Consider the following 23,528-nt stretch of genomic DNA (forward strand, 5'->3'; position numbering starts at 1 on the left):
GTTCCGTTCGCTGCCTGTTTCATATGATGTGAAGTTCACCTTGAAAAGCAGGAGAAGAAAATCATTTTTCTCCTATTTTTCCTTTATTATGAAGGGTCTTGCGGATGGTTGTCAATTCAGTTTGCCAATTCGTCATTTTGAAGAACGAAAGCATGTAATAGGACGCCTCCGCATAGATTGTAAAACAGTATCTGATTTCTAGCTTCAATCTTGAAAGAGGAGGTTCATATGGATATTTTAAAGAAAATCGAACAGCACAGAGAAGAAGAGCAGCGTCTCAAATGGGAAGGCACATTCAGCGATTATTTAGACATTATTAAGGAAAATCCACTTGTCGCTCAATCTGCTCATTCTCGCGTTTATCATATGATTAAAGACAGCGGGATTGAAGAGGAGAATGGGGTCAGAACCTACAAATTTTTTGATCAGGAGCTGTTTGGGTTAGAGGAATCACTCGAAAGATTAGTGGAGGAATATTTTCACCCTGCTGCAAAGCGGCTGGATGTCAGGAAGCGTATTTTATTACTGATGGGACCAGTAAGCGGGGGGAAATCGACGCTTGTCACTAGATTGAAAAGAGGACTTGAAGAATATTCACTCACAGATCATGGCGCAGTTTATGCGATCAAAGGCTGCCCTATGCATGAAGATCCGCTTCATCTCATTCCGCAAAATCTGCGGGAGGATTTCTATAGAGAATATGGGATTCGTGTGCAGGGGAATTTGTCGCCTCTGAACATGATGAGACTAGAAGAGGAATATGGCGGCAGAATTGAGGATGTAAGGGTCGAGCGGATCTTTTTCTCTGAAGATAAACGGACCGGCATTGGTACCTTTAGTCCGTCTGATCCGAAATCTCAGGACATTGCCGATTTAACAGGAAGCATCGATTTTTCAACCATTGCTGAATTTGGATCAGAGTCAGATCCCCGCGCCTACCGCTTTGATGGAGAACTCAATAAAGCAAACCGAGGGATGATGGAGTTTCAGGAGATGTTAAAGTGTGATGAGAAATTTCTCTGGCACCTTCTGTCATTAACGCAGGAAGGAAATTTTAAGGCAGGAAGATTCGCCTTAATTAGTGCAGATGAATTGATCGTCGCCCATACGAATGAAACCGAGTACCGGTCGTTTATTTCAAATAAAAAGAACGAGGCGCTCCATTCAAGAATTATTGTGATGCCAATTCCTTATAACTTAAAGGTCACAGAAGAAGAACGCATTTATCATAAAATGATTTCAGAAAGTGATGTCTCAGATGTGCATATTGCCCCGCATACGCTGAAGGTAGCAGCAATGTTCTCCATTTTGACGAGACTGAAAGAGCCGAAGCGTTCTGATATTGATTTGGTGAAAAAAATGCGTCTGTATGACGGAGAAAGTGTCGAAGGCTTCCAATCAGTCGACATTGATGAGATGAAAAAGGAATTTCATGACGAAGGGATGAGCGGAATTGATCCGCGGTATGTGATTAACCGAATTTCATCTACCATCATTCGAAAGAATATGGAATCGATCAATGCACTGGATGTCCTTCGCTCCTTAAAAGAAGGGCTCGATCAGCATCCGTCTATCTCCAGCGAGGATCGGGAGCGTTATTTGAATTTCATTTCAGTCGCGCGAAAAGAGTATGATGATATTGCGAAGAAGGAAGTGCAAAAGGCCTTTGTGTATTCCTATGAGGAGTCTGCGAAAACGCTGATGGATAATTACTTAGATAATGTCGAGGCATACTGCAATAAAAACAAGCTGCGTGATCCGTTAACGGGTGAAGAAATGAATCCTGATGAAAAGCTCATGCGTTCAATTGAGGAGCAGATTGGTATTTCTGAAAACGCCAAAAAGGCATTTAGAGAAGAAATTCTGATTCGTATCTCGGCTTATGCGAGAAAGGGAAAACGCTTTGATTATAATTCACATGAGAGATTGCGGGAGGCCATTCAGAAGAAGCTGTTTGCTGATCTAAAAGATGTGGTGAAAATCACGACATCGACGAAGACACCGGATGAACAGCAGCTGAAGAAGGTCAATGAAGTAGTGGCTAGATTAATTGATGAGCATGGCTATAATTCAACAAGTGCAAATGAACTTTTAAAATATGTAGGCAGTCTTCTGAATCGATAATAAATGAAGGAGGCATTATTGGCGCATCAGCACCGGTAATGTCTTTTTTAGAAATGATCGTCAACTTGGATGACGAGCAGCATAGGATAAAGGAATCGATGGCTAGAAGAATTGTGCAAATAGGTGAGGAGGGGGATGGATGTCCCGGCAAGAAAAAAGTCAGTTTATTGTGTCTCAGGAAGACTGGTCCCTCCATCGAAAAGGCTATGACGACCAGCAGCGTCATCAGAAAAAAGTCAAAGAGGCGATTAAAAATAATTTGCCGGATCTTGTTACAGAAGAAAGCATCATCATGTCGAATGGAAAAGATGTTGTGAAAATTCCGATCCGTTCATTAGATGAATATAAAATTCGGTATAACTACGACAAAAATAAACATGTGGGTCAAGGCGATGGAGACAGCGAGGTTGGCGATGTTGTTGCGCGTGACGGCTCAGACAGCAAGCAGGGTCAAGGAAAGGGGCAGGGTGCTGGAGATCAAGCTGGTGAGGATTATTACGAAGCAGAAGTCTCATTAATGGATCTCGAGGAAGCACTGTTTCGTGAACTGGAGCTGCCAAACCTCAAGCAAAAGGAGCTTGACGACATCATTGTTGAACAAATTGAGTTTAACGATATTCGCAAAACCGGGTTAACAGGAAATATCCACAAAAAACGAACGATGCTGTCGGCATTTAAACGAAATGCGATGACAGGCAGTCCTTCCTTTTATCCGATTTACCCAGAGGATATCAAGTATAAAACGTGGAATGAAGTGACCAAACCAGAGTCGAAAGCTGTCGTTTTGGCGATGATGGATACGAGCGGAAGTATGGGGCTTTGGGAAAAATATATGGCGAGAAGTTTTTTCTTTTGGATGACACGTTTCTTACGGACAAAGTATGAGACGGTCGATATTGAATTTATTGCCCACCATACAGAGGCGAAGGTGGTAGACGAAGAACATTTCTTCTCACGGGGTGAGAGCGGGGGGACCATTTGCTCGTCTGTCTATCGAAAGGCACTAGAGCTCATAGACGAACGATACCCGCCGTCGCGATATAATATTTATCCTTTTCATTTTTCTGATGGTGACAATTTGACCTCAGACAACGCCCGGTGTGTGAAACTTGTTTCTGAGATCATGAAAAAAGCCAATTTATTCTGCTATGGTGAAGTCAATCAATATAACCGGCATTCTACGTTAATGTCAGCATATAAACACATTCAGGATGAGAAATTTAAGCATTATATTTTGAAGCAAAAATCAGACGTTTTTCTCGCACTAAAAAAATTTTTTCAGCAGGAAGAAGTTCATTCATAACGAGCACATTTGAAAAAACCTTTCAGCATAAGGGCTGAAAGGTTTTTTGTGTGGAGAAGGAAAGGATCGCCAAAAAAAAAAGTAAAACTTTCTCTTTGACATTTCAATTTTCATTTATTAATATTTAATCTTGTTAAATATAAGTTTTTCAAAAAAGATGCCGATCGTCTTTTCTTCTTTTTCTGCTCTTTGCTCATAAGTGAACAATAAGTATAAATGGGCTGCACACCATGATAGGGGCGGGAGTAGAAGAAGGGAAAAGGACAGAGTGTTGAGCTTGTTTCATATTCTGTCAGATGATGGGCATTCTAAGTTTGCTAAAGCAGATGACACTATATTTTTATACATGAAAGGAGAAACAAAACATGAACAGAGGGCGTTTATTGCTAACGAACATTATTGGCCTTATTGTGATTCTTGCCATTATTGCCGGAGGTGCTTATTACTACTATGAAAGCACAAACTTTGTCAAAACAGATGAGGCAAAAGTGACAGGTGACATGTATCAAATTACAGCACCAGCAGCTGGACAAATCAAAGGCTGGGATATCAACGAAGGTGACGAAGTGGAAAAAGACAGCACAGTTGCAAAAGTTGAAGGACAAACAAAAACAAACATTAAAGCAGTGGCTGATGGCACATTAGTCAAAAAAGAAGTACAAAACAATCAACAAGTGCAGCCTGGTACAGTTCTTGGTGAAACAATTGATTTAAGCAAGCTTTACATCACAGCAAATATTAAGGAAACAGATATTAAAAACATTGAAAAAGGCGACAAAGTCGACATCGTTGTAGATGGAGATCCTGATACAACATTTGAAGGAACTGTTGAACAAATTGGTTATGCGACAAACTCAACATTCAATATGCTGCCAGCAACTAATTCAAGTGGCAACTATACAAAAGTAACGCAAAAAGTAGCAGTGAAAATTTCAATTAAAAATCCATCAGACAAAGTGCTTCCAGGTATGAATGCTTCTGTCAAAATTTCATCTTAATGATGATTGATATCAAAATATGAAAGGAGGTTGTCTGAGATGGCAAATCAACCTGCAACGACAAAACAGGGAACAGGCTCCTTGTCTTTACTGATCATTTTAATGGCCGGTTTGTTCGTAGCGATTTTAAACCAAACGCTTTTGAACGTAGCTATGCCCCATTTAATGACAGAATTTAATGTGAGTGCAACGACGATTCAGTGGCTGACAACAGGCTACATGCTTGTCAACGGTGTGCTGATTCCGTTGTCTGCGTTTTTAATCACACGTTTTGGACAGCGCAGCTTATTCCTAGTGGCTATGATCTCGTTTACACTAGGTACATTTATTTGCGGCATTGCGCCAAACTTTTCAACGATGCTTATTGGCCGTTTGATTCAGGCTGTCGGCGGCGGTATCTTACAGCCGCTCGTTATGACAACAATCCTTTTTATTTTCCCTCCGGAAAACAGAGGGAAAGGAATGGGGATTTTTGGTCTTGCGATGATGTTTGCTCCTGCAGTAGGACCAACATTATCTGGTTACATTATTGAACATTATTCTTGGCGTATTATGTTTTATGGACTTGTGCCAATCGGTGCGATTGTCATTATCGCGGCTTTCTTTATGTTTAAAAATATTGTAGAGCCTAAAAAAATCAAGCTGGACAGTCTTGGTGCGATTCTTTCAATCGTCGGTTTTGCTTCCCTTCTATACGGTGTGAGTGAAGCAGGAAGTGATGGTTGGACAGATCCGATCGTCTTATCTACGATTATTATTGGTGCGATTGCGATCATTCTCTTTATTTTCCAACAGTTGAAAGTTGATAATCCGATGCTTGATTTCCGCGTATTTAAATACAGCATTTTCTCATTATCAAGTGTCATTAACATCATTATTACGGTTGCTTTATATACGGGGATGTTCTTACTTCCGATTTATCTGCAAAACCTCGTTGGGTTTACGGCATTGCAATCTGGGCTATTAATGCTTCCAGGGGCACTCGCGATGCTCATTATGTCCCCGATTTCAGGGATCTTGTTTGATAAATTTGGACCTCGTCCGCTTGCCATTGTGGGGATGCTCATTACCGTTGTCACGACGTATGAGTTTACGAGGCTGACCATTGATACTTCCTATAGTCACATTGTGCTCATGTATGCAGTACGCGCATTTGGTATGTCACTCTTGATGATGCCGGTTATGACAGCAGGGATGAACCAATTACCGCAGCACTTAAACAGCCATGGTACAGCGATGTCTAATACATTAAGACAAATTAGTGGTTCCATTGGTACGAGTTTGATCACAACGATTTATACGAATCGGACGACATTCCATTATTCCAATATGGCGGATCAAACAAATACTGCGGACCCGTTCTTTATGAATTCATTCCAGGCGGCTGTATCGAATGTGATGCATCATATGGGCATGACAGCAGAAGCTGCTCAAAAATATGTATCTACCCAGCTCTTTACAAAAGCACAGGTTGATTCAAACGTGATGGGCATCAACGATGCTTACATGTGGGTGACATTATTCTGTGCCGCTGGTGTCATTCTCAGCTTGTTCCTGCGAGATGTTCGTAAGGATAAAAAGCGAAAAGAACAGCAGCATAAGAAACAAGAAATATCACTGCTTCCGGCACCTAAGGAAGCTAACCAGGATGCAAGATAAGTGTGGAGGGACCGTACATGAAAATTTATGTTGTATACGATAGTGAAGGTGACCATACAAAAGCACTTGCAGAAGCGATTGCAGCAGGCGCAGGTGAAACAGAGCAAGCTGAAGTATTCATTGATCACGTGAAAGATGCAGACATTCGCAAACTCGATCAAATGGATGCGATCATTTGGGGCTGCCCTGGTCACTTTGGTACCATTAGTTCTGGGTTAAAGACATGGATTGACCGTCTCGGCTACTTATGGGCAGAAGGAAAACTAATCGATAAAGTCGGTGCTGTTTTCTGTACAACTGCTACAACACACGGCGGTTTAGAAATGACAATGCATAATTTGATTACACCAATGTTCCACCAAGGAATGCTTGTTGTCGGCCTTCCTGGAAATGTTCCAGAGAATGCTTTATACGGCTCTTACTATGGAGCTGGTGTGACATGTCCGATCGATTCAGATGAATTGATTTCGACTGAAGGCATTGAACTTGGAAAAGCACTAGGAAGACGTGTAGCATCAGTCACTGCATCATTTAAGCGATAAGGAGAGGGTTCTTTTGGCGACGATTATTGTAGCGTTAGTAGCTGCTGTTCTAGTCATTATTGGATTAGTAGCGTTCAATGTCAGACACGCATCAGCCGATAAGGAAGAGATCAAAGAAGATGTCTCCAATCAGCCTGACGTGCCGCATAGCGAGCCAGAAGCTGTGGCGAGACCTGTAGAGCCTGAAGTTGAAAAAAAAGCGTCAGAGCCTTCTCGAACGGATGATGCTGCGTCTGGCGACGATTTCTATAGACAGGCGCTTCAAAAGTTTAAACAGCCAGAACCACCTGTCAAAGAAGAAGAACCAGAGACAAAAATGAATGATGATATGTATCGTTCTGCTTTGCAGAAGCTAAAGCAGAAGGACAAATAAAAAAGAGAACCTCTCAACAGGTTCTCTTTTTTTATGGCACAAAAAAACCGCCGGCAGAAGCCGAGCGGTTTTCCTTCACTCTATAAAGTGCTAAAAGAGCAGATGCTCTTAAATTACGCTTTGTTAACGTTAGCAGCTTGTGGTCCACGGTTACCTTCAACGATTTCGAAAGAAACTGATTGACCTTCTTCTAAAGTTTTGAAGCCTTCGCCTTGGATAGCAGAGAAGTGAACGAATACATCGTCTTGACCTTCTACTTCGATGAATCCGAAACCTTTTTCAGAGTTGAACCATTTTACTTTACCTTCTAACATGAAATTTCCTCCTAAAGCGATCTTAACGCTTAAATTCACTATTCTTGCTCTTACACAAACTTCAAAGACGAAAACTCTTTCAAAACTTTCTTCTTAAAGATGATACGAACAAAAATAATTACCTTTACTTTACCAGTGTTTGCGGGAAAAAACAACTGTTATACGAAAACTTTTTTAAAAATAATTAGTGCTAACAAATTGAGGAAAATGCCTATGTTAAATGGTCTTTTTTTCTCTCTGAAAAGCTCACTTGATTTCGGCCAGACTCCTTCGCTTTATAGAGCTCCTGGTCAGCTATAATTGGTAATTGCTTGATGTCTGCACTCGTTCCATGAGAATAAGCACATCCAATTGATACCGTAGTGTGAATGGACATACCATTTTTTAAATAAATCGGCTGATCGGCTATTTTTTTTCGTAAGCGTTCTGCAATCTGCCATGTTTTTTCAATTGTACAATTTGGTAGAAGGACAGCGAATTCTTCACCGCCAATCCGACCAATATAATCAGAGCTTCTTGTGTTTTTAATCAGCCTTGTACCGATTTCTTTTAAAACAATATCTCCCTCATGATGCCCATATTGATCATTGATGGTTTTGAAGTAATCGATGTCTAGGTAAATAAGGGACATTTGATGGATAGGCTGCTTCAACTTCTTAGTAAAAGCTTCTCTTAATACCTCATCGAACTTCCGTTTATTTAAAACACCTGTTAAAAAGTCATAATGAGCTTGGAATTTATATAAATTTAACAGCTGATATGCTTTTGTTTGATGTTCAATGACATAAAAGTTAAACAATCCAGCAATATATGAGAAAATCCAATATGTAGAATGCAGCTGAAATGATGTCTCATGCACGATCAAGATGAACAGGCTTGTGGCAACCACATTACCAATCGTAATGGATAACAGCATTTTCACAACATGATTCATATGACGCTCTGCAATCAAAAAAGAAGAGGCTGCGATAAACATCATGGAAAAAATATTGATGGAAGAAGCGATGTTGGCTTCAATTAATAATCGGCCAATGATCACAATAAAAGCTGCAATCATTGTTTGGGCGATGCCTCCATAAAAGGCTGTTAAAATAAGGGGAATATGTCTTAAATCGATGATCGCTGGTCCTGTTTTAATAGAGAAGAACATTAAAAGTACACCGAGTAACCCAGAAAGCATGCCTTTGCATATTTGTCTGAGCAAGGTATCTTCTTTCTTCAGAAAATTCTCTTTAAACACAAGCATAAATAAATAATGGAAAGTGACAAGAATTGTTAAATTAATAAAGAGGTCTCTTAGCAAAATAGAATCACCTTTTTAAAATTACTAAAATTTGTTGCAAAAGAAAAGGGGAAAAAGGATAATTAATAAAAATTTTAATGATGAGGAATTGAAGAAAATGCGGGGAAAACGCTTTCCAGATCAAACGGACTGGCTTTCTTTTTTTGAAAAAATGCCAGATGCCGGATTTGAAAAAGAAATGCCGGTTGAATATCAAGATTTGACGTTTCGGTTCGAGAATCAGGAGGAGCGATTTGTTGTGAACATGTCGCTTGCTATGCAGGAGTTTACCTTAAAGGTCGTTCGAAAAAAGACCGAATCCGTTTTTGGAATATATGATTTTAAAACAGTCCAGCATGTAGAGATTAAAAAAGATCGGAAGGAAGAAAAGGAGCTGTTGCTGATATTAGAGCATCATGACGACTTCATCACAACAATCGAAATCACATTTCTACCTTCCTTTTGTCTTATGGTCAAAGAACATTTTTCAGGAGAATAAACAGGAGCCTCTTTTTATGAAGGCTCCTGTTTTATTATTTGTGCTCGATGTCATTGATGACTTGCTGGATCGATTCATCATCCATCACATTCATCACACTTTCATCAATGTGAAGAGATTGCGCATAAGATTCTCTTGGCTGATGAGTTCTTGATGGTGATTGGTGCTGGTTCGTTTGATTTGGCTGGACAGCTGTGAATGCCTGCTTGATCATTTGGCCAACTTCACCTGTTCCTTTTGATTCCTTATGTGAGCGGGACTCATGACGAGATGAATCTTGGTGCTGATGGTTTGCGCCTTTCATCATTGAAGACATATTCATTTGTGTCATGCTTTTCAGTCTTCTTCGTAAAACCGGGGAGAATAATGCAATGATAGCTGTTGATACTGCGATCATTGCGCCAGTGCTCATACCTTTTCTTTTTTTAAACAAACGAATCCCTCCATTTGATCGTGATGATCTTTCATCAAGTTTAGGATGACCAATCACAGCTGAATTATGAATTCATTTTGCGGAAAGAGAGGATATGTGCATAAAAAGCCGGCTGGATGAAAAACCTATGAGCAAAAGGAGGGAATAATTGATGAATAAGAAATGGATGCTATCTTTACTGCTCGTGCCAACATTAATCACCGCTGGGTGTGGAATGAACAACCAAGGCGATGAGCGTAGAGGAACAATGAAAAGGCAGTATGAAAATGTCACATATAAAAATGACAACATGAGACAGGATCAGCCAGATGTTCAAACACCTCAGAAGGTCAAAGTGGCAGATAAGGCGTCAGAGCTTGTAGCCAATATGTCTGAAGTGAAGACAGCAAACGTGCTTGTCACAGGAAAAAATGCATTTGTTGCCGTTGTACTTGAAGGCAATAAAAGCGGTGATGTGACGGACGATCTGAAAAAGAAAATTTCAGACAAAGTCAAATCAACGGATCAACAAATCGACAACGTGTATGTATCTGCTAATCCAGACTTTGTCGATCGTATGCAAGGTTATGGAAAACGTATTAAAAGCGGAGAGCCGATTTCAGGATTTTTCGATGAATTTACTGAAACGGTTAGACGTGTCTTCCCTGAATCAAAATAGCTACGACAAAAGCCGTATGTCATATGCGGCTTTTTTGTTTGGAACCGCACCTCACGCACCTGACTGCATAAAGTAAAAAATATATCACCTCTTGTTGATCTTTGTTTCTTCATAGAGAGAGAAAGAGGGTGCAGGATGAATTCAGGTGGGGAGCAAATGAAAGCAGGGCCATCATTGATTCATAAAAAACTTGTAAGCGGGATGATTGCAGCAGGTCTGATTTTTTATGCTTTCACCGCGTACTTGATTTATGTTGCGTTTCAGCTGACAGGACAATATTTGGAGCAGTCTTCTCCTAAAACGGTTATCACGGAGGGACTCAATAAGCAAGTCTATGAACATATTCGAATCTACTATGCAGAGGAAGAGGATGCTTTTGTTGATCTGACCATAGAGGCCATGAAGCAGGCAGAGAAGAGGACAGCGTCAGTGTTTCAATTTGAAGCTGACAGACCTTTAGACGTTATTTATTTTGATGATAAAGAGACGATCGAACAAATCGCTGGTATCAAGCATATTACGGGATTTTACTCCGATCATGATCAAATGATTGGGTTATATCCAGATAAACGGGAAGCATTATTAAAGAAAGAGACACTGCCTTTATACTTTTTCAATACGCTTTTTATTCATGAGTATGCTCATTTTGTTTTCTATGAAAAGGTCCATTCATATGAAGTATCTCCAGGCATTTTTCCGCTTTGGTTTCACGAAGGAACAGCAGAATGGACGGCCTATGATGTGTTAAATGCTACGTCTGAACGTTTCGATGTGATTCCCTTCCAATCTCTTTATTCTGATCAAGACTGGCAGAACTCCCGGGTAACGTATGAGACAGATGTCTATTTACAAAGCTATTATATGATCTATGAGCTGGTGCAGCTTTACGGACGAGACATCTTACATGAGATCATGGAGGAAACTGCGAAAACGGGCCAATTTGCTAGCGGTTTTGAACAGGCGACGGGGGAGAGGCTCACAGATTTTGAAGAACAGTTTAAAGTGATGTACCAAAGAAAAAACGGCTGACCAGAGAAGGAGGTCAGCCGTTTTTTTAATGAAGCGGTTTTTGTTGATCTGCCTTGCTAGGAGGCATTTGAACCTGCCCCTGAAGCGGTGCAAAAGCTGACGTCATGGCTGTCATATCTTGTTTGGAAAGCTGAGGAACTTGATAGTAGCCATGCTTGTTTTGATACAAGAAAATTTCATATGCCATTTCGATAAAGTTCGGAATCTGCGCAGCAAGCACACGTCTGACAACAGGATTTGTTACTTCTAATGCGGACATGGAAAGTAGCCCAGCGTGTGATTTGACTAGGCTGAGCATATGTCCTGTGATGCCTAAGTCTTTTACATCCTGTAATGACTGATTCGGCTTCTTCGGCTGAGAAGGTTTGATTCCGTATGTCACTTGTGTGTGTTCTTTCATCATATAAGTAGCGGTTTCTTCACTAGGCTTTTGGCCTGTAGAAAAACAATCTACAGTGACATTGTACTGTGATAAAACGAACTGATATTGTCGATCCAGGATGTCGCATAATGCAGGATCTTGAATAAATTGCCGCAGGATCATATATTGATCCAAAATATTAATCGTGCCGGCTAAAATTTCATGTAAATCGAATAATTCATGCCCGCCATGGTTGAGCTCAGGCTGCTGAGCGCTTCCTTGAAACATTGGCTGCTGATCGTTTTGCATTGATATTCCTCCTTCTGTTTATACAATCTGTTTTAATGTGAGGATATTTTCTCGTTTTCATGCAAAAAACATTATTTACAATTAGAGGGTTTTCTTTCTTTTTGTCGAAAAAAAGTATCAGACGAATGAACATGGGGGTACCAGATGCAGGACAAAATCATTAATCGTTTGATAGAAGACGAACATGTGCAGGCACCAGTGATCGGCATCGGTGTTTCGCCGTTTGAACAGCATCATCTTGAGGCTTTTTTTCAATCGTTGCCACATGAATTAAATGCCTCTTTTATTGTTGTGCAAAATCACGTGACAGGCGATTGTATAACAGATTTGGAAGCACTTGTTTTACCGATTGGCTACCGGGCAAAAACGATTAAACATGGTGAGAAAGTCATGAAGAAGACCATCTATTTTTGTCCGCAGCATGCGGCTGTGACGTTAACAGAAGATCATCGGCTTCATGTATCTGAGCAGCTGCCAACAAACAAGGGATGCTCTGTCGACTCGCTTTTTAAGTCACTTGCCAGTGTTCAAAAGGAAGAGGCGTTTGCGATCTTTTTTCAAAAAGGTCATTGTGTGGGGAGTGGATTGCTTCGGTTGGTTGAGCAAGGCGGTACAGCGTTATCGTGCAGTGAGGTAGAGAGTGGTTTTGACAGCATGTATCATCACACATTCAAAAATCCATCCACCCTTGCAGCTTATATGGCCAATATCATCAATGTCCCGCATGCGGATGAGACGGATCCAGCTTTACTAAGAATCATTGAACGTCTCGAAATGTATAAAGGGATTGCCTTTTCAACCTATGAAAAGAAAAGGCTGCTTTCTGTTATTCAAAAACGCATGCGCACTGCAAACGAACCAATGTCATTATTAACAGAGTACGATCGTTTATTAGAAAGAGAACCAGATGAGCTTGACCGCCTGCATGCCCAGCTCCTAAGCGGCACGACTGCTTTCTTTAGAGATATGGAGGCTTTTCGAGTATGTGAACAGAAGGTGATCCCGTCAATCATTGACCATTCGATGAACAACGGGAAATCTCGGTGCCGAATTTGGATTGCGGGATGTTCGACAGGGGAAGAAGCTTATTCTTTTACGATTTTATTTTTAGAAGAAATGAAGCGAAGAGATGTGTCCATTGAACTTCAAGTCTTTGCGACAGATATCAACCGAAAAGCCATTCAAATAGCTAGTAAAGGTCTTTACTCGATAGAGTCTATGGCAAGCATACCGGAAAAATGGCGGGCGCGATATTTCGAAAAAAAAGGTGACGCTTTTATTGTGAAGCAGTCGCTTAGAAAACATATTGTTTTTGCTCCTCACAATTTATTGATTGATTCACCTTTTATCCACCTCAATTTTATCAGTTGCCGAAATGTTCTGATGTACTTTGAGCCAGAAGTACAAAAACGAGTATTATCCCGATTCCAATATGCTTTAAAAGATCAAGGGGTGTTAATCTTAGGGCCAAATGAAACTGTTCCCAATATTCCTCGATTGTTTCAATTGTTCAATGAGAAGTGGAACATTTACACCTATTCAAATGTTCCTGCATCTAGTGTCCCTTGGGTATATGACGCTCGTGATGCCGAGTTAAAAAAGCGAGCTGCACAATATATGGAAGAAGTGGGCGGAGAATATGACGCATGCATGGTGATCAATGATTGTGACAAAATTCTGGCGATGTCAAATGGGGCCTATTCCTTTTTAGACCGTACAGAAGTGTCAGATCAATCATGTGAATATGTCACACCTGATTATTTGAAAGAGATGTTGAGTCAAACCTTTCAAAAGGTATGGACGGACGAGACAGAGGTTGTGTTTCAGCATGTCCTCATTTCGGAAAAAGGAAAAAGGCAGTATGCGGATTTTATTGTAAAGAGTTTTGATCACCGTTTTAAAGGGGTATACGTCATTCTCATTCGAATGAATGAGAGAGGGAAAATTCAAAAGAACAGCAGGGAAAAAGGGATGCCAGATCAGAATTCAGTTTATCAGCAGCGTATTGTCGATTTAGAAATTGAACTCAATGAAATTAAACAAAAAGAGCAGGAGGCAAGGGCTCAATTAAAAGTGAAAAACACGCAAATAGCGGAGCTTGAGAAAAAACATGAACATTTTATTAATATCATAAACAACTTAAGGGTAACAAGGGAAGAACTGTATAGACCTTCTGTCAAGCCTCAGCTTGCGACGTTGTTTGTGGACCGGGACATGAATATTCGCTATTACACTCCTACAGCCGCCTCTTTATTTACTTCAGCACAAATAAGGCAACAGCAATCCTTTCAGGCGATGGCTAAAAAGCTTACACAGGAAACACTCTATCATGACATACAATCGGTTATCTCGGACAGGCGCGTCATCGAACGAGAAATTGAAACGAATGAAGGAGAACAATTTACTGTTCACATCACACCTATCTTTGATCAAGATCATGAGGGAGCGGTGATGACGTGGATTAAAATGACGGAAATGACAAAAATCAAACAGTCACTCCATCTAGCGGTAACAGCACTGGATAACAGCCATATCCATATTGTTGTTGCAACTGAGGAAGGGGTCATTCAATGCGTGAATCAGCGCTTTTGCCAGTTTGTACAGCAGCATGAATATGACCTGATCGGCAAAGATATTTTTTCTGTCTATCATTCGCTGTGTCAATGTGATGATTTAGAAAAGCAATGGGATGTTTGTTTAAAAGAAGGCAGCTGGACTGGTGAGCTTTACTTTCAGGATTTATCAGGCCGTGAACGATGGGAAAGGGTCTCTTTACACCGAATTGATGATCCTGACAAAATGCAGTCAACCGTGATGCGGATTTCAGAGGACATTACCAATCAAAAGCAGTCAGAGAAGATGCTGATGAAGTCCGAGATGCTGTCCGCAGTTGGTCAGCTTGCAGCCGGCATCGCCCATGAGATACGGAACCCGCTGACGTCGTTAAAGGGATTTTTACAGCTGATGATTCAAAGTAAGAAATATCAGAAGGATTATGCAGATGTGATGATGTCTGAATTTAATCGGCTTGAAGCCATTATTAATGAATTCCTTGTGCTCTCTAGAAGCAAATCGGTGAAATTTGAGCCGGTACATGTCAATCTTCTGCTCGAAGAAGTGATCATGGTCGTTGAATCACAGGCGGTTTTAAAAGGCGTGTCTATTCAGAAGAATTTGTCTCCGTCGCTGCCAAACATTCAAGGTATACCAAATGAGCTGAAACAAGTTTTCTTAAACATTCTTAAAAACGGTATTGAAGCGATGGATGGTGTGACAGGTGTCATTCAAGTCACATCCGTATTGGAACATAATCAGATGATGCTGATTTTTGAAGACCAAGGAAAGGGCATACCAGAAGAAGAACTAGGGAAACTGGGTGAACCTTTTTATACAACGAAAGAAAAAGGGACTGGTCTTGGTTTAATGATGACGATTAAAATCATTGAAAGCCATGGCGGCAGCATTCGTTTTGAAAGCAAAAGTTTTGAGGGGACACGAGTGATTATTACGTTTCCAATGAGCTGACAGACATAAGATTTACAAGAAATCCATCTACCATCAATATTTACTTAGTACACTATGAGAGATAAAGCTCGGAAGGGGAGGGTCTAATGAAACGTGTTCGATCCATTCGAATGATCTGCTGTCTGGTTTTAGTGATCTTTAGTCTGCAATCCTTACTGCCTGGCATGATTACAGCAGAACAAGCCATTGCGTCTGAAAAGAAGGAAACGGTTTGGAACCAAAAGAAACCAATGAAAATCAAGAAAGCCCGTCTGCTGATCGGAGAAACGGTGACGGTAAGTGGAATTGTGACAGCAGACCAATCGGCTATAGGCAATGGGAAACTGTCAACGTACATTCAAGACAAATCAGCTGGAATCAATATTTATTCAGCACAGCCCAACAACTTCCCAGAACTGAAAAGAGGCATGAAGGTGACAGTAACGGGGAAGATCACGTCTTATAAAGGACTGATTGAAATTGTGCCGGATCGAGATGCCCTGAAGGTAGATGCTGTCAATCAAACCTTGCCAAAGCCGAAGCGAGTCTCACTGAAACAACTAGAAACGGATCAGGCACATAAACATGAAGGAAAACTTGTGAAGATCAAAGGCTATGTTGAATCAAAGCCAGAGCAGCCGGCTGGCGGTGGATATAATGTCGTGATTATTGATAAAAAATATCACAGCACCATCCTTAGAGTGATGGTGGATACAAGTGCCATTGATGAAGTAAAGACAGGGAAATGGTATGAGTTTACAGGAGTTTTAAGCAGATATGATACGCTGCAGGTGCTTCCAAGACACAAGGGTGATATCAGTCTGCTGAAACGCCAGCCAAAGCCGCCAAAAATCAAGAAAGAATACGAGGCAACGGTTGACCGGGTAGTGGATGGTGATACGATTCATTTAAAGAAGCCTGTGCTTGGTACAACAAAGGTGCGCTTTGTGAATATGGACACGCCGGAAACGTACCATAAGCCAAAAAATGAATTAGATCAAAACCAGCTGCGTTTTGGACAGAAGGCGGCGGACTATTTAAATACGCTGCTTTCAAGCGGAGATAAAGTCACATTAAAGATTGGTCCTGAAGCGAAGGACGACTATGGACGTCTTTTAGCTCAAGTGAAAACCAAAAAAGGGGTCAATACGAATTTAGAGCTTGTGAAAAAAGGATATGCTCCCACGTATTTCATCTGGCCGGTTGGAGATGAAAAGGACTATCAGATGTTCCAAAAAGCGGTCAAAGAGGCGAAAGAAAAAGGGCTGGGCATATGGAACGAAGCGGACCCGCTGCTGGAACAGCCGTTTGAATTTAGAGCACGTGAACAGAAAAAAGGACTGACACGCTACGTCGGTGATTCATCAGCGAAAACGTACGTATCGCCTGACAGCTGGAAAGAAATCGCTGTAGATAAACGCATCTTTTTTGCTTCAAAAGAAGAAGCAGAACAGGCTGGCTATCAGACGGCAGAGGAAGCTGAGGAAGTCCCGTTAACCATTTTAAGCATGAATGATTTACACGGGAAAATTGATCAACAATACGAGCTGGATCTAAAAGGTGATGGCAATAAAGGAACGTATGGACGGATGGATTATGTGGCGGCTTATATGAAACAAAAACAAGCAGCAAACAAAAATACGATCACAGTTCACGCCGGAGATATGATTGGCGGCAGCTCTCCAATATCGTCTCTTCTGCAGGATGAACCAACTGTTGAACTCATGGAGAACATTGGTTTTGATGTTGGCACGGTTGGTAACCATGAATTTGATGAAGGGGTGGACGAGATATTACGGATCATAAATGGAGGAGATCATCCTAAAGGCACAAAGGGATATGACGGACAGAATTTTCCGCTCGTTTGTGCAAACTGTGAATACAAGGATACAGGTAAACCACTTTTACCTGCTTATGAAATCATGGATGTCGAGGGAATTCCTGTAGCATTTATCGGTGTTGTGACAAAGTCAGCCGCAGGAATGGTGATGCCAGAAGGGATTAAAGACATTCAGTTTACAGATGAAGTCAAAGCCGTTAATGAAGCCGCGAAGGAATTAAAACAAAAAGGGATCAAAGCCATTGCGGTCTTAGCTCATATGACAGCCTCTCAAAATGGAGATACCATCACTGGAGAAAGTGCGAAGCTGGCCAAAGAAGGCGATGATGAAATTGATGTCATCTTTGCAGGGCATAATCACGAAGTGGTAAACGGAGAGGTCAATGGGAAATTAATTGTTCAAGCCTTTGAATATGGGAAGGCCGTTGGCGAAGTCAATGTAACACTTGACCGCAAAACGAAGGATATTGTCAAAAAGAGTGCAAATATCCAGTATGTAGACCAGTCTGGTATTGAAAAGGACAAGGAAGCAGCCGGCATCTTGGCTCATTACGGGAAAGAAGTTGAGCCGATTATTAGTGAGGTAGTTGGAGAAGCTGGTGTCAAAATGGAAGGCGGCTATTCAAATGATGGAGACACGCCGCTCGGTAATTTGATTGCTGATGGTATGAGGTATTCTATGAAAAGTGATTTTGCCATGATGAATGGCGGCGGCATCAGGCAAAACCTTGAAAAAGGGCCGATTACGTGGGGAGATCTGTTTAATATTCAGCCTTTTGGCAACGTCTTAGTTAAACTTGAGATTAAGGGGAAAGACTTGGCTGAGATCATTGAAGCGCAAATTTCTCCTCAATTTGGACCAGATTATAGCATTTCGGGTTTTTCATATTCCTATGATCCGGTAACATATAAAGTAGTCGACTTAAAGCTGCCAGATGGATCAGACGTTGCGCTCGATCAAACGTATACACTCACGGTGAATAACTTTATGGCAACTGCAACTGGCAGTAAGTATGCACCGATAGGAAGGCTGGGGAAAAATCCTGAAACAGGTCCAGAGGATTTAGAAGCCACTGTCGCTTTTGTGAAGAGCTTTGAAGGAGCTTCCATTGTGTATCAAAAAGAGGGACGCATTCAAAAAGCAAAACAAGAAGAAAAAGCAGCAAGCTAAAGAGCGTTTCATCTAAGGAAATGTAACAGGTAAAGGAGTTTAAGCATGAAAAAGTGGCTTGCACTTACTGTGATGACAGCAGGAATTGTCTTGCTCGGCTGGGGAATTTGGCAAATCGCCTCTACACACCTTCAAACAGCACAATCATTAGAAGCCGCGAAGAAAGCGGTAGCGGACGATCAAAGGATGTCAAAGAAGCAGTTTTCTCCTGAAGTGGGGAAAGCCTCTGGCATCCTGACGATTCCGAAATTAAAAGCAGACCTTCCCATTGTCGAAGGGACAGATGCGGATGATCTTGCCAAAGGAGTCGGGCATTACAAAGGCAGTTATTACCCTGATCAAAAGGGACAAATCGTCCTATCTGGCCATCGCGACACGGTATTTCGCCGAACAGGTGAGCTGGATATTGGGGATCAGCTGAAAATCACTGTGCCGTATGGTGAGTTTCTTTATGAAATCACACATACGAAAATCGTGGATCAGCATGATACATCCATTATTACTTTGCAGAATGAAAAGGAAGAGCTCGTGTTAACGACATGCTATCCATTTCATTTCGTCGGCAATGCACCAGAGCGATATATTATTTATGCAAAAAGAGCATCTGTCTAATGAAAAAAGAGCCTGCATTTAATCAGCAGGCTCTTTTTTTAATGAATGATCTCGTCCATGAGCTGAGCCATATCTGGTGGAAGCGGCGCTTCTATGCTCAGGTGCTCACCTGTAAAAGGATGTGTCATGTCTACTTGTTTGGCGTGAAGAGCGCATCTGTTGATATAAGCGCGAGCGCCGCCATAAAGTGAATCCCCGGCTAAAGGATGCCCGAGACTGCTAAGATGGACACGAATTTGATGTGTTCTTCCGGTCTCTAATTGCAGCTTAACGGCTGTCATTTGCAGGCGTTTATTGGTGTCCATAACCTGAAAATGAGTCACAGCACTTTGACCAGTAGGAGAGATTCTTCGTCTGACGGCATGATGCTTGTCACGGCCGATCGCTGCATTGATCGTGCCTTTCTTTTTCTTGAAAAGTCCTTCTGCGATGGCGATGTATGTTCTACGGATCGTTTTCTTAGAAAGCATTTGATCAAGCACAGCATGAGCTAACCTGTGTTTAGCAAAAATGACAGTGCCGCTTGTATCTTGGTCAAGCCTGTGGATATGTCTCACTCGCTTTTCCTCGCCATTTGCTTGAAAATGAAAGGCCACAAGGTTTGCCAGTGTGCCCGTTTGTCCCTTTTCATTCGGGTGCGTTGGCCGTCCAGCGGGCTTTTGCACAATCAATAAGTGCTCGTCCTCAAAGAGCACCTCCAATTCACCATATTCTGGCGTCACATCACTTTCTTCCATTTCAAATAAATCGATCAGGATGTGATCGCCTGTACTGACTTTTGCCGCGTGATGGACAGGCTTTTGATTTAAACGTATTTTTTGATGCTCCATCCAAAAATGGATAATCGGTTTTGAGGCCGATACGGCTGTTTTTAAAAACTGACTAAGTGAAGTGTCATGATGCTGCTCACCTGCTTTTAGTGAGAGCGTGTGCCCGTTAATATTCATAATATCCGTTCCTCTCTTTGGGTATATATAGGAAACACTTACCTTGGCGAACGCCTTTTTTTCTGTGCTATTCTGAATGGAGAACTAACGACAGAGAGGTAGATGCCACGTGAGAATAATGAAAGCTGCTACAGACCTGCAAGAGCAGGCAATTGAAGAAATATCAAAGGATGTTGAAGATCTTCTATCCCATGCTGTCGGTGAAAACCCAGCTGCGCGTCAACAAGAACGCCCGCTGACCTTTGTTGAAGGGGTTTATAACGGAACGATGGACGATGCTTTTCGTATTTTATCGGGACTTCAGCTATTACATACCATTATTGTCAAACCTAAACGCCATATGACAAAGCGTGATCGTGAGCTATTCGAGCGAAACCGTGAGCAGGTCAATGCATGCGGCTTTTCTTTTCCGTTTGATTTAGACGATTTTGCCAGCCGCCGCCTTCAAAATGCGTAAAAGTTGGTGTGAACTTCCTTGTTAACTTACAAGGCTGCCGCACATACTATTTTTAAGGGAACGGAGAAACCTTTAGATCTGTAATACCAAACCCGCTCTTTTTCAACCTTGCCTATTTCTCCACGAATCGGAGCGCTTGGACCTCTTGCAGAATAAACCGAACACGGGTAGGAGCCTGACAAAATGGTACAGGCTCCTTTTATACATAATTATTTTAGCAGACATTCATCTTTGAAAGTCAATTTTATTCACGATATGATAGCATTGAGTATCATATTAAAGACTTTCGTAAAAAAAAGGAGTGGCCTCGTTGGTAAAGGCGATTATATTTGATTTTGACGGATTAATTTTAGATACAGAAACACATGAATATGAAGTTTTACAAGAAATGTTTGCAGAGCATGAGTCGGAGCTGCCTCTTTCTGTATGGGGCAACGTCATCGGGACGCAGGCGGGCTTTAAGCCTTTTGAATACTTAGAAAAGCAGCTAGGAAAGACGCTCGATCATGAGGCACTCACAGCGGACCGGCGTTCTCGTTTTCAAAAGAGAATGAAGGATGAATCAGCACGACCTGGCGTAGAAGCTTATTTACAGGCAGCGAAGGAGATTGGAATCAAGATTGGACTTGCTTCCAGCTCAGACTATAAATGGGTGTCTGATCACCTGAAGCAAATTGGTCTTTTCGATTACTTTGAATGTATCCGTACGTCAGATGATGTGGAAGAAGTCAAACCTCATCCAGAGCTTTATTTGCAAACCGCAAGCTGCTTAGGTGTAGAGCCAAAGGATTGTGTGGCATTTGAGGATTCAGTGAATGGATCAATTGCTGCCAAACGTGCAGGCATGAAATGCGTCATCGTCCCAAACAAAGTGACGAGCACGCTGCAGTTTGAAGAATATGATGTCAGATTAGAATCCATGGCTGAAATCGAATTGCTCCAGCTATTCCATCAGCTTGAAAAAGAGGATCAGTAAGGGGGCAAAAACATCATGGCAGAAAAACTCGATTTAACGCGGTTTGAAAAAAGAATGGTGATCCGTAATATCCGGGAAGAAGATATTGACCGAATCATCGCCTTGCAGGAGGTATGCTTTCCGGGCATGGACCCTTGGAAACGAGAGCACCTTGAAAGCCATCTTGAGCATTTCCCAGAAGGTCAGTTTTGTGCTGAATTTGAGGGAGAAATCATTGGCTCTTGTTCAAGTTTATTAATTAACTTTGATGAATACGATGACCGTCATACTTGGCAGGACATCACAGATGATGGGTACATCACTAACCATAATCCAGATGGGATGAATATGTATGGAATTGAAGTGATGGTTAGTCCTGAATACCGCCGCATGAAAATTGGCCATCGTTTATATGAAGCAAGAAAAGACTTAGCGAGAAGATTAAATTTAAAAAGCATCATCATTGGCGGACGCATCCCGAATTATCATAAATATCAAGAGGAAATGACGCCTCGTCAATATGTGGAGCAGGTCATGCTTCACCAAATTTATGATCCTGTTTTATCTTTTCAGCTGTTAAATGAATTCAGCCTCATGCGGATCAATCCGAATTACTTGCCGGATGATAAGGCATCCAGCACATATGCGACGTTAATGGAATGGAACAACGTCGATTATCGTCCGCAATCGAAAAGATTTTATAAATCGGCGTTCCCAGTTCGCATTTGCGTCATTCAATATGCGATGAAACAAATTCATTCCTTCGAGGAATTTATGAATCAGGTGGAGTATTATGTTGATGTCGCATCAGATGCGTCAGCTGACTTTGCCGTATTCCCAGAAATTTTTACAACGCAGCTCATGTCTTACTTAGAGGAGCGCTCCCCAAGTCTTGCAGTTCAGCGGATCACGGAATATACCGAAGATTACATTAATTTGTTCACAGACCTTTCTGTGAAGTACAACATTAACATCATCGGCGGATCACATTTCGTTGAAGAGGAAGGGAAAATCTACAATATCGCTTATTTATTTAGACGTGATGGAACAATTGAAAAGCAATATAAGCTCCATATCACACCGAATGAAAGAAAATGGTGGGGGATTTCAGCAGGTGATCAGGTTCGGGTATTTGATACAGACTGCGGAAAAATTGCAATCCAAATTTGCTATGATATTGAATTTCCAGAGCTTGCTCGGATTGCAGCTGATAAAGGAGCAAAAATTATCTTTACGCCGTTCTGTACAGAAGACCGCCAAGGCTATTTAAGAGTGCGTTACTGTGCACAGGCTAGAGCGGTTGAAAATCAGATTTATACCGTGATCTCAGGAACTGTCGGAAACCTTCCGCAAACCGAAAATATGGATGTCCAATATGCACAGTCAGCAATTTTTGCGCCATCTGACTTTGAATTTGCAAGAGATGGGATTGTAGGTGAGTGTAATCCGAATATAGAAATGGTTGTCGTTGGCGATGTCGATTTAGAAATTTTAAGAAGACAGCGGCAAGATGGAACGGTACGTCAGCTCAAAGACCGAAGAAGAGACGTGTACCATATTGAATATAAGAAATAATGAAAGGAAGCGCCTATTGTTGAGGCGCTTCTTTTTGATGACATCAGATTTTTTCAATTGACAAAGGGATGCTGGAGAAAAAGCCGAATATACTGAAAGGAGATTATGTGTTCAAAAAGGAGAGGAACATGGGGCGACAATCTAAACATTTGTATATCAATTTGCCGGTAAATCATGTGAAGGAATCTATCGCTTTTTTTGAGCGGCTGGGTTTTGACTTTGAGCAGCAGTTCACGAATGATCAGGCGGCCTGTTTGGTCATTGATGACACGATCACCGTCATGCTGTTATCTCTTAGGCATTTTCAATCCATTTCAGAGAAACAATTAGTGGATGCAAAAAAAGCATCAGAGGTGATAATCTCTATGCGCGTTCATTCACGGGAAGAGGTCGATGAGCTGGTGGAGCAGGCGATGGCAGCAGGCGGTTCACCGTTTAAGGAAAAGCAGGATCATGGGTTCATGTATGGCTGGAGCTTTCAAGATCTTGATGGTCATTTGTGGGAAGTATTCTATATGGATGAAGAGAGAAGCGGCCTTTCATAAGGGTGCTTCTTTTTTATTGTTTAACAGTGGTATGATAA

21 protein-coding genes are annotated in these 23,528 nt (G+C 41.5%); 16 read left to right on the forward strand and 5 right to left on the reverse strand.

Annotation, left to right across the window (positions count from 1 at the left end; all coding sequences use genetic code 11):
• Nucleotides 1–228: 228 nt before the first annotated feature.
• The 6 genes from MHB41_RS04485 (at nt 229) to MHB41_RS04510 (ending at nt 6,999) form a co-directional block, all read left to right on the forward strand.
• Nucleotides 229–2,124 carry a PrkA family serine protein kinase gene (locus MHB41_RS04485; protein ID WP_024425326.1) on the forward strand — a complete coding sequence of 632 codons (1,896 nt, stop codon included), beginning with the start codon at nt 229–231 and terminating at the stop codon, nt 2,122–2,124.
• Between the two features lie 139 nt (nt 2,125–2,263).
• A complete protein-coding gene (gene yhbH, locus MHB41_RS04490) occupies nt 2,264–3,427 on the forward strand; it encodes a sporulation protein YhbH (protein ID WP_034282299.1) in 1,164 nt (387 codons plus the stop codon).
• 365 nt (nt 3,428–3,792) lie between these two features.
• The gene (locus tag MHB41_RS04495) at nt 3,793–4,425 is read left to right on the forward strand and encodes an HlyD family efflux transporter periplasmic adaptor subunit (RefSeq protein ID WP_024425324.1); all 633 of its coding nucleotides are present in this window, start codon (nt 3,793–3,795) and stop codon (nt 4,423–4,425) included.
• A gap of 39 nt (nt 4,426–4,464) precedes the next feature.
• Nucleotides 4,465–6,084, forward strand: coding sequence for a DHA2 family efflux MFS transporter permease subunit (locus MHB41_RS04500; protein ID WP_034282298.1), 1,620 nt, complete (start codon nt 4,465–4,467; stop codon nt 6,082–6,084).
• Nucleotides 6,085–6,101: 17 nt separating this feature from the next.
• A complete protein-coding gene (locus tag MHB41_RS04505; protein WP_024425322.1) occupies nt 6,102–6,626 on the forward strand; it encodes a flavodoxin family protein in 525 nt (174 codons plus the stop codon).
• Nucleotides 6,627–6,639: 13 nt separating this feature from the next.
• Nucleotides 6,640–6,999, forward strand: coding sequence for a hypothetical protein (locus tag MHB41_RS04510; RefSeq protein WP_034282297.1), 360 nt, complete (start codon nt 6,640–6,642; stop codon nt 6,997–6,999).
• Between the two features lie 113 nt (nt 7,000–7,112).
• Here the strand turns inward: MHB41_RS04510 and cspB are convergent, their stop codons facing one another.
• Both cspB and MHB41_RS04520 read right to left on the reverse strand, forming a co-directional pair.
• Nucleotides 7,113–7,313 (reverse strand): cold shock-like protein CspB, encoded by a 201-nt coding sequence (gene cspB / locus MHB41_RS04515; RefSeq protein ID WP_008349061.1) that lies wholly within the window; start codon nt 7,311–7,313, stop codon nt 7,113–7,115.
• A gap of 211 nt (nt 7,314–7,524) precedes the next feature.
• On the reverse strand, nt 7,525–8,616 hold the full coding sequence (locus tag MHB41_RS04520) for a diguanylate cyclase (protein ID WP_065214165.1): 1,092 nt from the start codon (nt 8,614–8,616) through the stop codon (nt 7,525–7,527).
• A gap of 97 nt (nt 8,617–8,713) precedes the next feature.
• Here MHB41_RS04520 and MHB41_RS04525 point away from each other — a divergent pair, with 97 nt between their 5' ends.
• Nucleotides 8,714–9,094: a hypothetical protein gene (locus MHB41_RS04525; protein ID WP_046310343.1), complete on the forward strand. Its 381-nt coding sequence runs from the start codon at nt 8,714–8,716 to the stop codon at nt 9,092–9,094.
• Nucleotides 9,095–9,128: 34 nt separating this feature from the next.
• Here the strand turns inward: MHB41_RS04525 and MHB41_RS04530 are convergent, their stop codons facing one another.
• The gene (locus MHB41_RS04530) at nt 9,129–9,527 is read right to left on the reverse strand and encodes a hypothetical protein (RefSeq protein WP_024426613.1); all 399 of its coding nucleotides are present in this window, start codon (nt 9,525–9,527) and stop codon (nt 9,129–9,131) included.
• Nucleotides 9,528–9,678: 151 nt separating this feature from the next.
• Here MHB41_RS04530 and MHB41_RS04535 point away from each other — a divergent pair, with 151 nt between their 5' ends.
• Together MHB41_RS04535 and MHB41_RS04540 are read left to right on the forward strand one after the other, a co-directional pair.
• Nucleotides 9,679–10,185, forward strand: a complete 507-nt coding sequence (locus MHB41_RS04535) for a YhcN/YlaJ family sporulation lipoprotein (RefSeq protein WP_034282294.1) — start codon at nt 9,679–9,681, stop codon at nt 10,183–10,185.
• Between the two features lie 156 nt (nt 10,186–10,341).
• The gene (locus MHB41_RS04540; protein WP_340900251.1) at nt 10,342–11,214 is read left to right on the forward strand and encodes a hypothetical protein; all 873 of its coding nucleotides are present in this window, start codon (nt 10,342–10,344) and stop codon (nt 11,212–11,214) included.
• Between the two features lie 25 nt (nt 11,215–11,239).
• Here the strand turns inward: MHB41_RS04540 and MHB41_RS04545 are convergent, their stop codons facing one another.
• Nucleotides 11,240–11,884 (reverse strand): spore coat protein, encoded by a 645-nt coding sequence (locus MHB41_RS04545; protein WP_034282292.1) that lies wholly within the window; start codon nt 11,882–11,884, stop codon nt 11,240–11,242.
• A 144-nt stretch (nt 11,885–12,028) separates the two neighbouring features.
• Here MHB41_RS04545 and MHB41_RS04550 point away from each other — a divergent pair, with 144 nt between their 5' ends.
• The 3 genes from MHB41_RS04550 (at nt 12,029) to MHB41_RS04560 (ending at nt 19,011) form a co-directional block, all read left to right on the forward strand.
• Nucleotides 12,029–15,409, forward strand: coding sequence for a CheR family methyltransferase (locus tag MHB41_RS04550; RefSeq protein ID WP_340899110.1), 3,381 nt, complete (start codon nt 12,029–12,031; stop codon nt 15,407–15,409).
• Between the two features lie 86 nt (nt 15,410–15,495).
• Entirely contained in the window at nt 15,496–18,399 is a 2,904-nt protein-coding gene (locus MHB41_RS04555; protein WP_340899108.1) for a 5'-nucleotidase C-terminal domain-containing protein, read from the forward strand.
• Between the two features lie 45 nt (nt 18,400–18,444).
• Entirely contained in the window at nt 18,445–19,011 is a 567-nt protein-coding gene (locus tag MHB41_RS04560) for a class D sortase (RefSeq protein ID WP_034282287.1), read from the forward strand.
• Nucleotides 19,012–19,049: 38 nt separating this feature from the next.
• Here the strand turns inward: MHB41_RS04560 and MHB41_RS04565 are convergent, their stop codons facing one another.
• On the reverse strand, nt 19,050–19,958 hold the full coding sequence (locus MHB41_RS04565; protein ID WP_340899107.1) for an RluA family pseudouridine synthase: 909 nt from the start codon (nt 19,956–19,958) through the stop codon (nt 19,050–19,052).
• A gap of 109 nt (nt 19,959–20,067) precedes the next feature.
• On the opposite strand from MHB41_RS04565, the gene MHB41_RS04570 reads away from it, so the two are divergent.
• From MHB41_RS04570 to MHB41_RS04585, 4 genes are all read left to right on the forward strand, one after another.
• Nucleotides 20,068–20,415: a DUF5365 family protein gene (locus MHB41_RS04570; RefSeq protein ID WP_041116937.1), complete on the forward strand. Its 348-nt coding sequence runs from the start codon at nt 20,068–20,070 to the stop codon at nt 20,413–20,415.
• 310 nt (nt 20,416–20,725) lie between these two features.
• Entirely contained in the window at nt 20,726–21,391 is a 666-nt protein-coding gene (locus MHB41_RS04575; RefSeq protein WP_340899104.1) for an HAD family hydrolase, read from the forward strand.
• Between the two features lie 15 nt (nt 21,392–21,406).
• Nucleotides 21,407–22,945, forward strand: coding sequence for a bifunctional GNAT family N-acetyltransferase/carbon-nitrogen hydrolase family protein (locus tag MHB41_RS04580; protein ID WP_034282283.1), 1,539 nt, complete (start codon nt 21,407–21,409; stop codon nt 22,943–22,945).
• 128 nt (nt 22,946–23,073) lie between these two features.
• Nucleotides 23,074–23,490: a VOC family protein gene (locus MHB41_RS04585; protein WP_061109598.1), complete on the forward strand. Its 417-nt coding sequence runs from the start codon at nt 23,074–23,076 to the stop codon at nt 23,488–23,490.
• Nucleotides 23,491–23,528: the final 38 nt, after the last annotated feature.

Origin of the sequence: Bacillus sp. FSL H7-0578, assembly GCF_038630855.1 — a bacterium.
GTDB lineage: Bacteria > Bacillota > Bacilli > Bacillales > Bacillaceae > Bacillus > Bacillus safensis.

Bases quoted from the DNA above. Each gene is read 5' to 3' on its own strand.
- MHB41_RS04485 (WP_024425326.1), top strand. From the start codon at position 229: ATGGATATTTTAAAGAAAATCGAACAGCACAGAGAAGAAGAGCAGCGT.
- yhbH (WP_034282299.1), top strand. From the start codon at position 2,264: ATGTCCCGGCAAGAAAAAAGTCAGTTTATTGTGTCTCAGGAAGACTGG.
- MHB41_RS04495 (WP_024425324.1), top strand. From the start codon at position 3,793: ATGAACAGAGGGCGTTTATTGCTAACGAACATTATTGGCCTTATTGTG.
- MHB41_RS04500 (WP_034282298.1), top strand. From the start codon at position 4,465: ATGGCAAATCAACCTGCAACGACAAAACAGGGAACAGGCTCCTTGTCT.
- MHB41_RS04505 (WP_024425322.1), top strand. From the start codon at position 6,102: ATGAAAATTTATGTTGTATACGATAGTGAAGGTGACCATACAAAAGCA.
- cspB (WP_008349061.1), bottom strand. From the start codon at position 7,313: ATGTTAGAAGGTAAAGTAAAATGGTTCAACTCTGAAAAAGGTTTCGGA.
- MHB41_RS04525 (WP_046310343.1), top strand. From the start codon at position 8,714: ATGCGGGGAAAACGCTTTCCAGATCAAACGGACTGGCTTTCTTTTTTT.
- MHB41_RS04535 (WP_034282294.1), top strand. From the start codon at position 9,679: ATGAATAAGAAATGGATGCTATCTTTACTGCTCGTGCCAACATTAATC.
- MHB41_RS04540 (WP_340900251.1), top strand. From the start codon at position 10,342: ATGAAAGCAGGGCCATCATTGATTCATAAAAAACTTGTAAGCGGGATG.
- MHB41_RS04545 (WP_034282292.1), bottom strand. From the start codon at position 11,884: ATGCAAAACGATCAGCAGCCAATGTTTCAAGGAAGCGCTCAGCAGCCT.
- MHB41_RS04550 (WP_340899110.1), top strand. From the start codon at position 12,029: ATGCAGGACAAAATCATTAATCGTTTGATAGAAGACGAACATGTGCAG.
- MHB41_RS04555 (WP_340899108.1), top strand. From the start codon at position 15,496: ATGAAACGTGTTCGATCCATTCGAATGATCTGCTGTCTGGTTTTAGTG.
- MHB41_RS04560 (WP_034282287.1), top strand. From the start codon at position 18,445: ATGAAAAAGTGGCTTGCACTTACTGTGATGACAGCAGGAATTGTCTTG.
- MHB41_RS04565 (WP_340899107.1), bottom strand. From the start codon at position 19,958: ATGAATATTAACGGGCACACGCTCTCACTAAAAGCAGGTGAGCAGCAT.
- MHB41_RS04580 (WP_034282283.1), top strand. From the start codon at position 21,407: ATGGCAGAAAAACTCGATTTAACGCGGTTTGAAAAAAGAATGGTGATC.
- MHB41_RS04585 (WP_061109598.1), top strand. From the start codon at position 23,074: ATGGGGCGACAATCTAAACATTTGTATATCAATTTGCCGGTAAATCAT.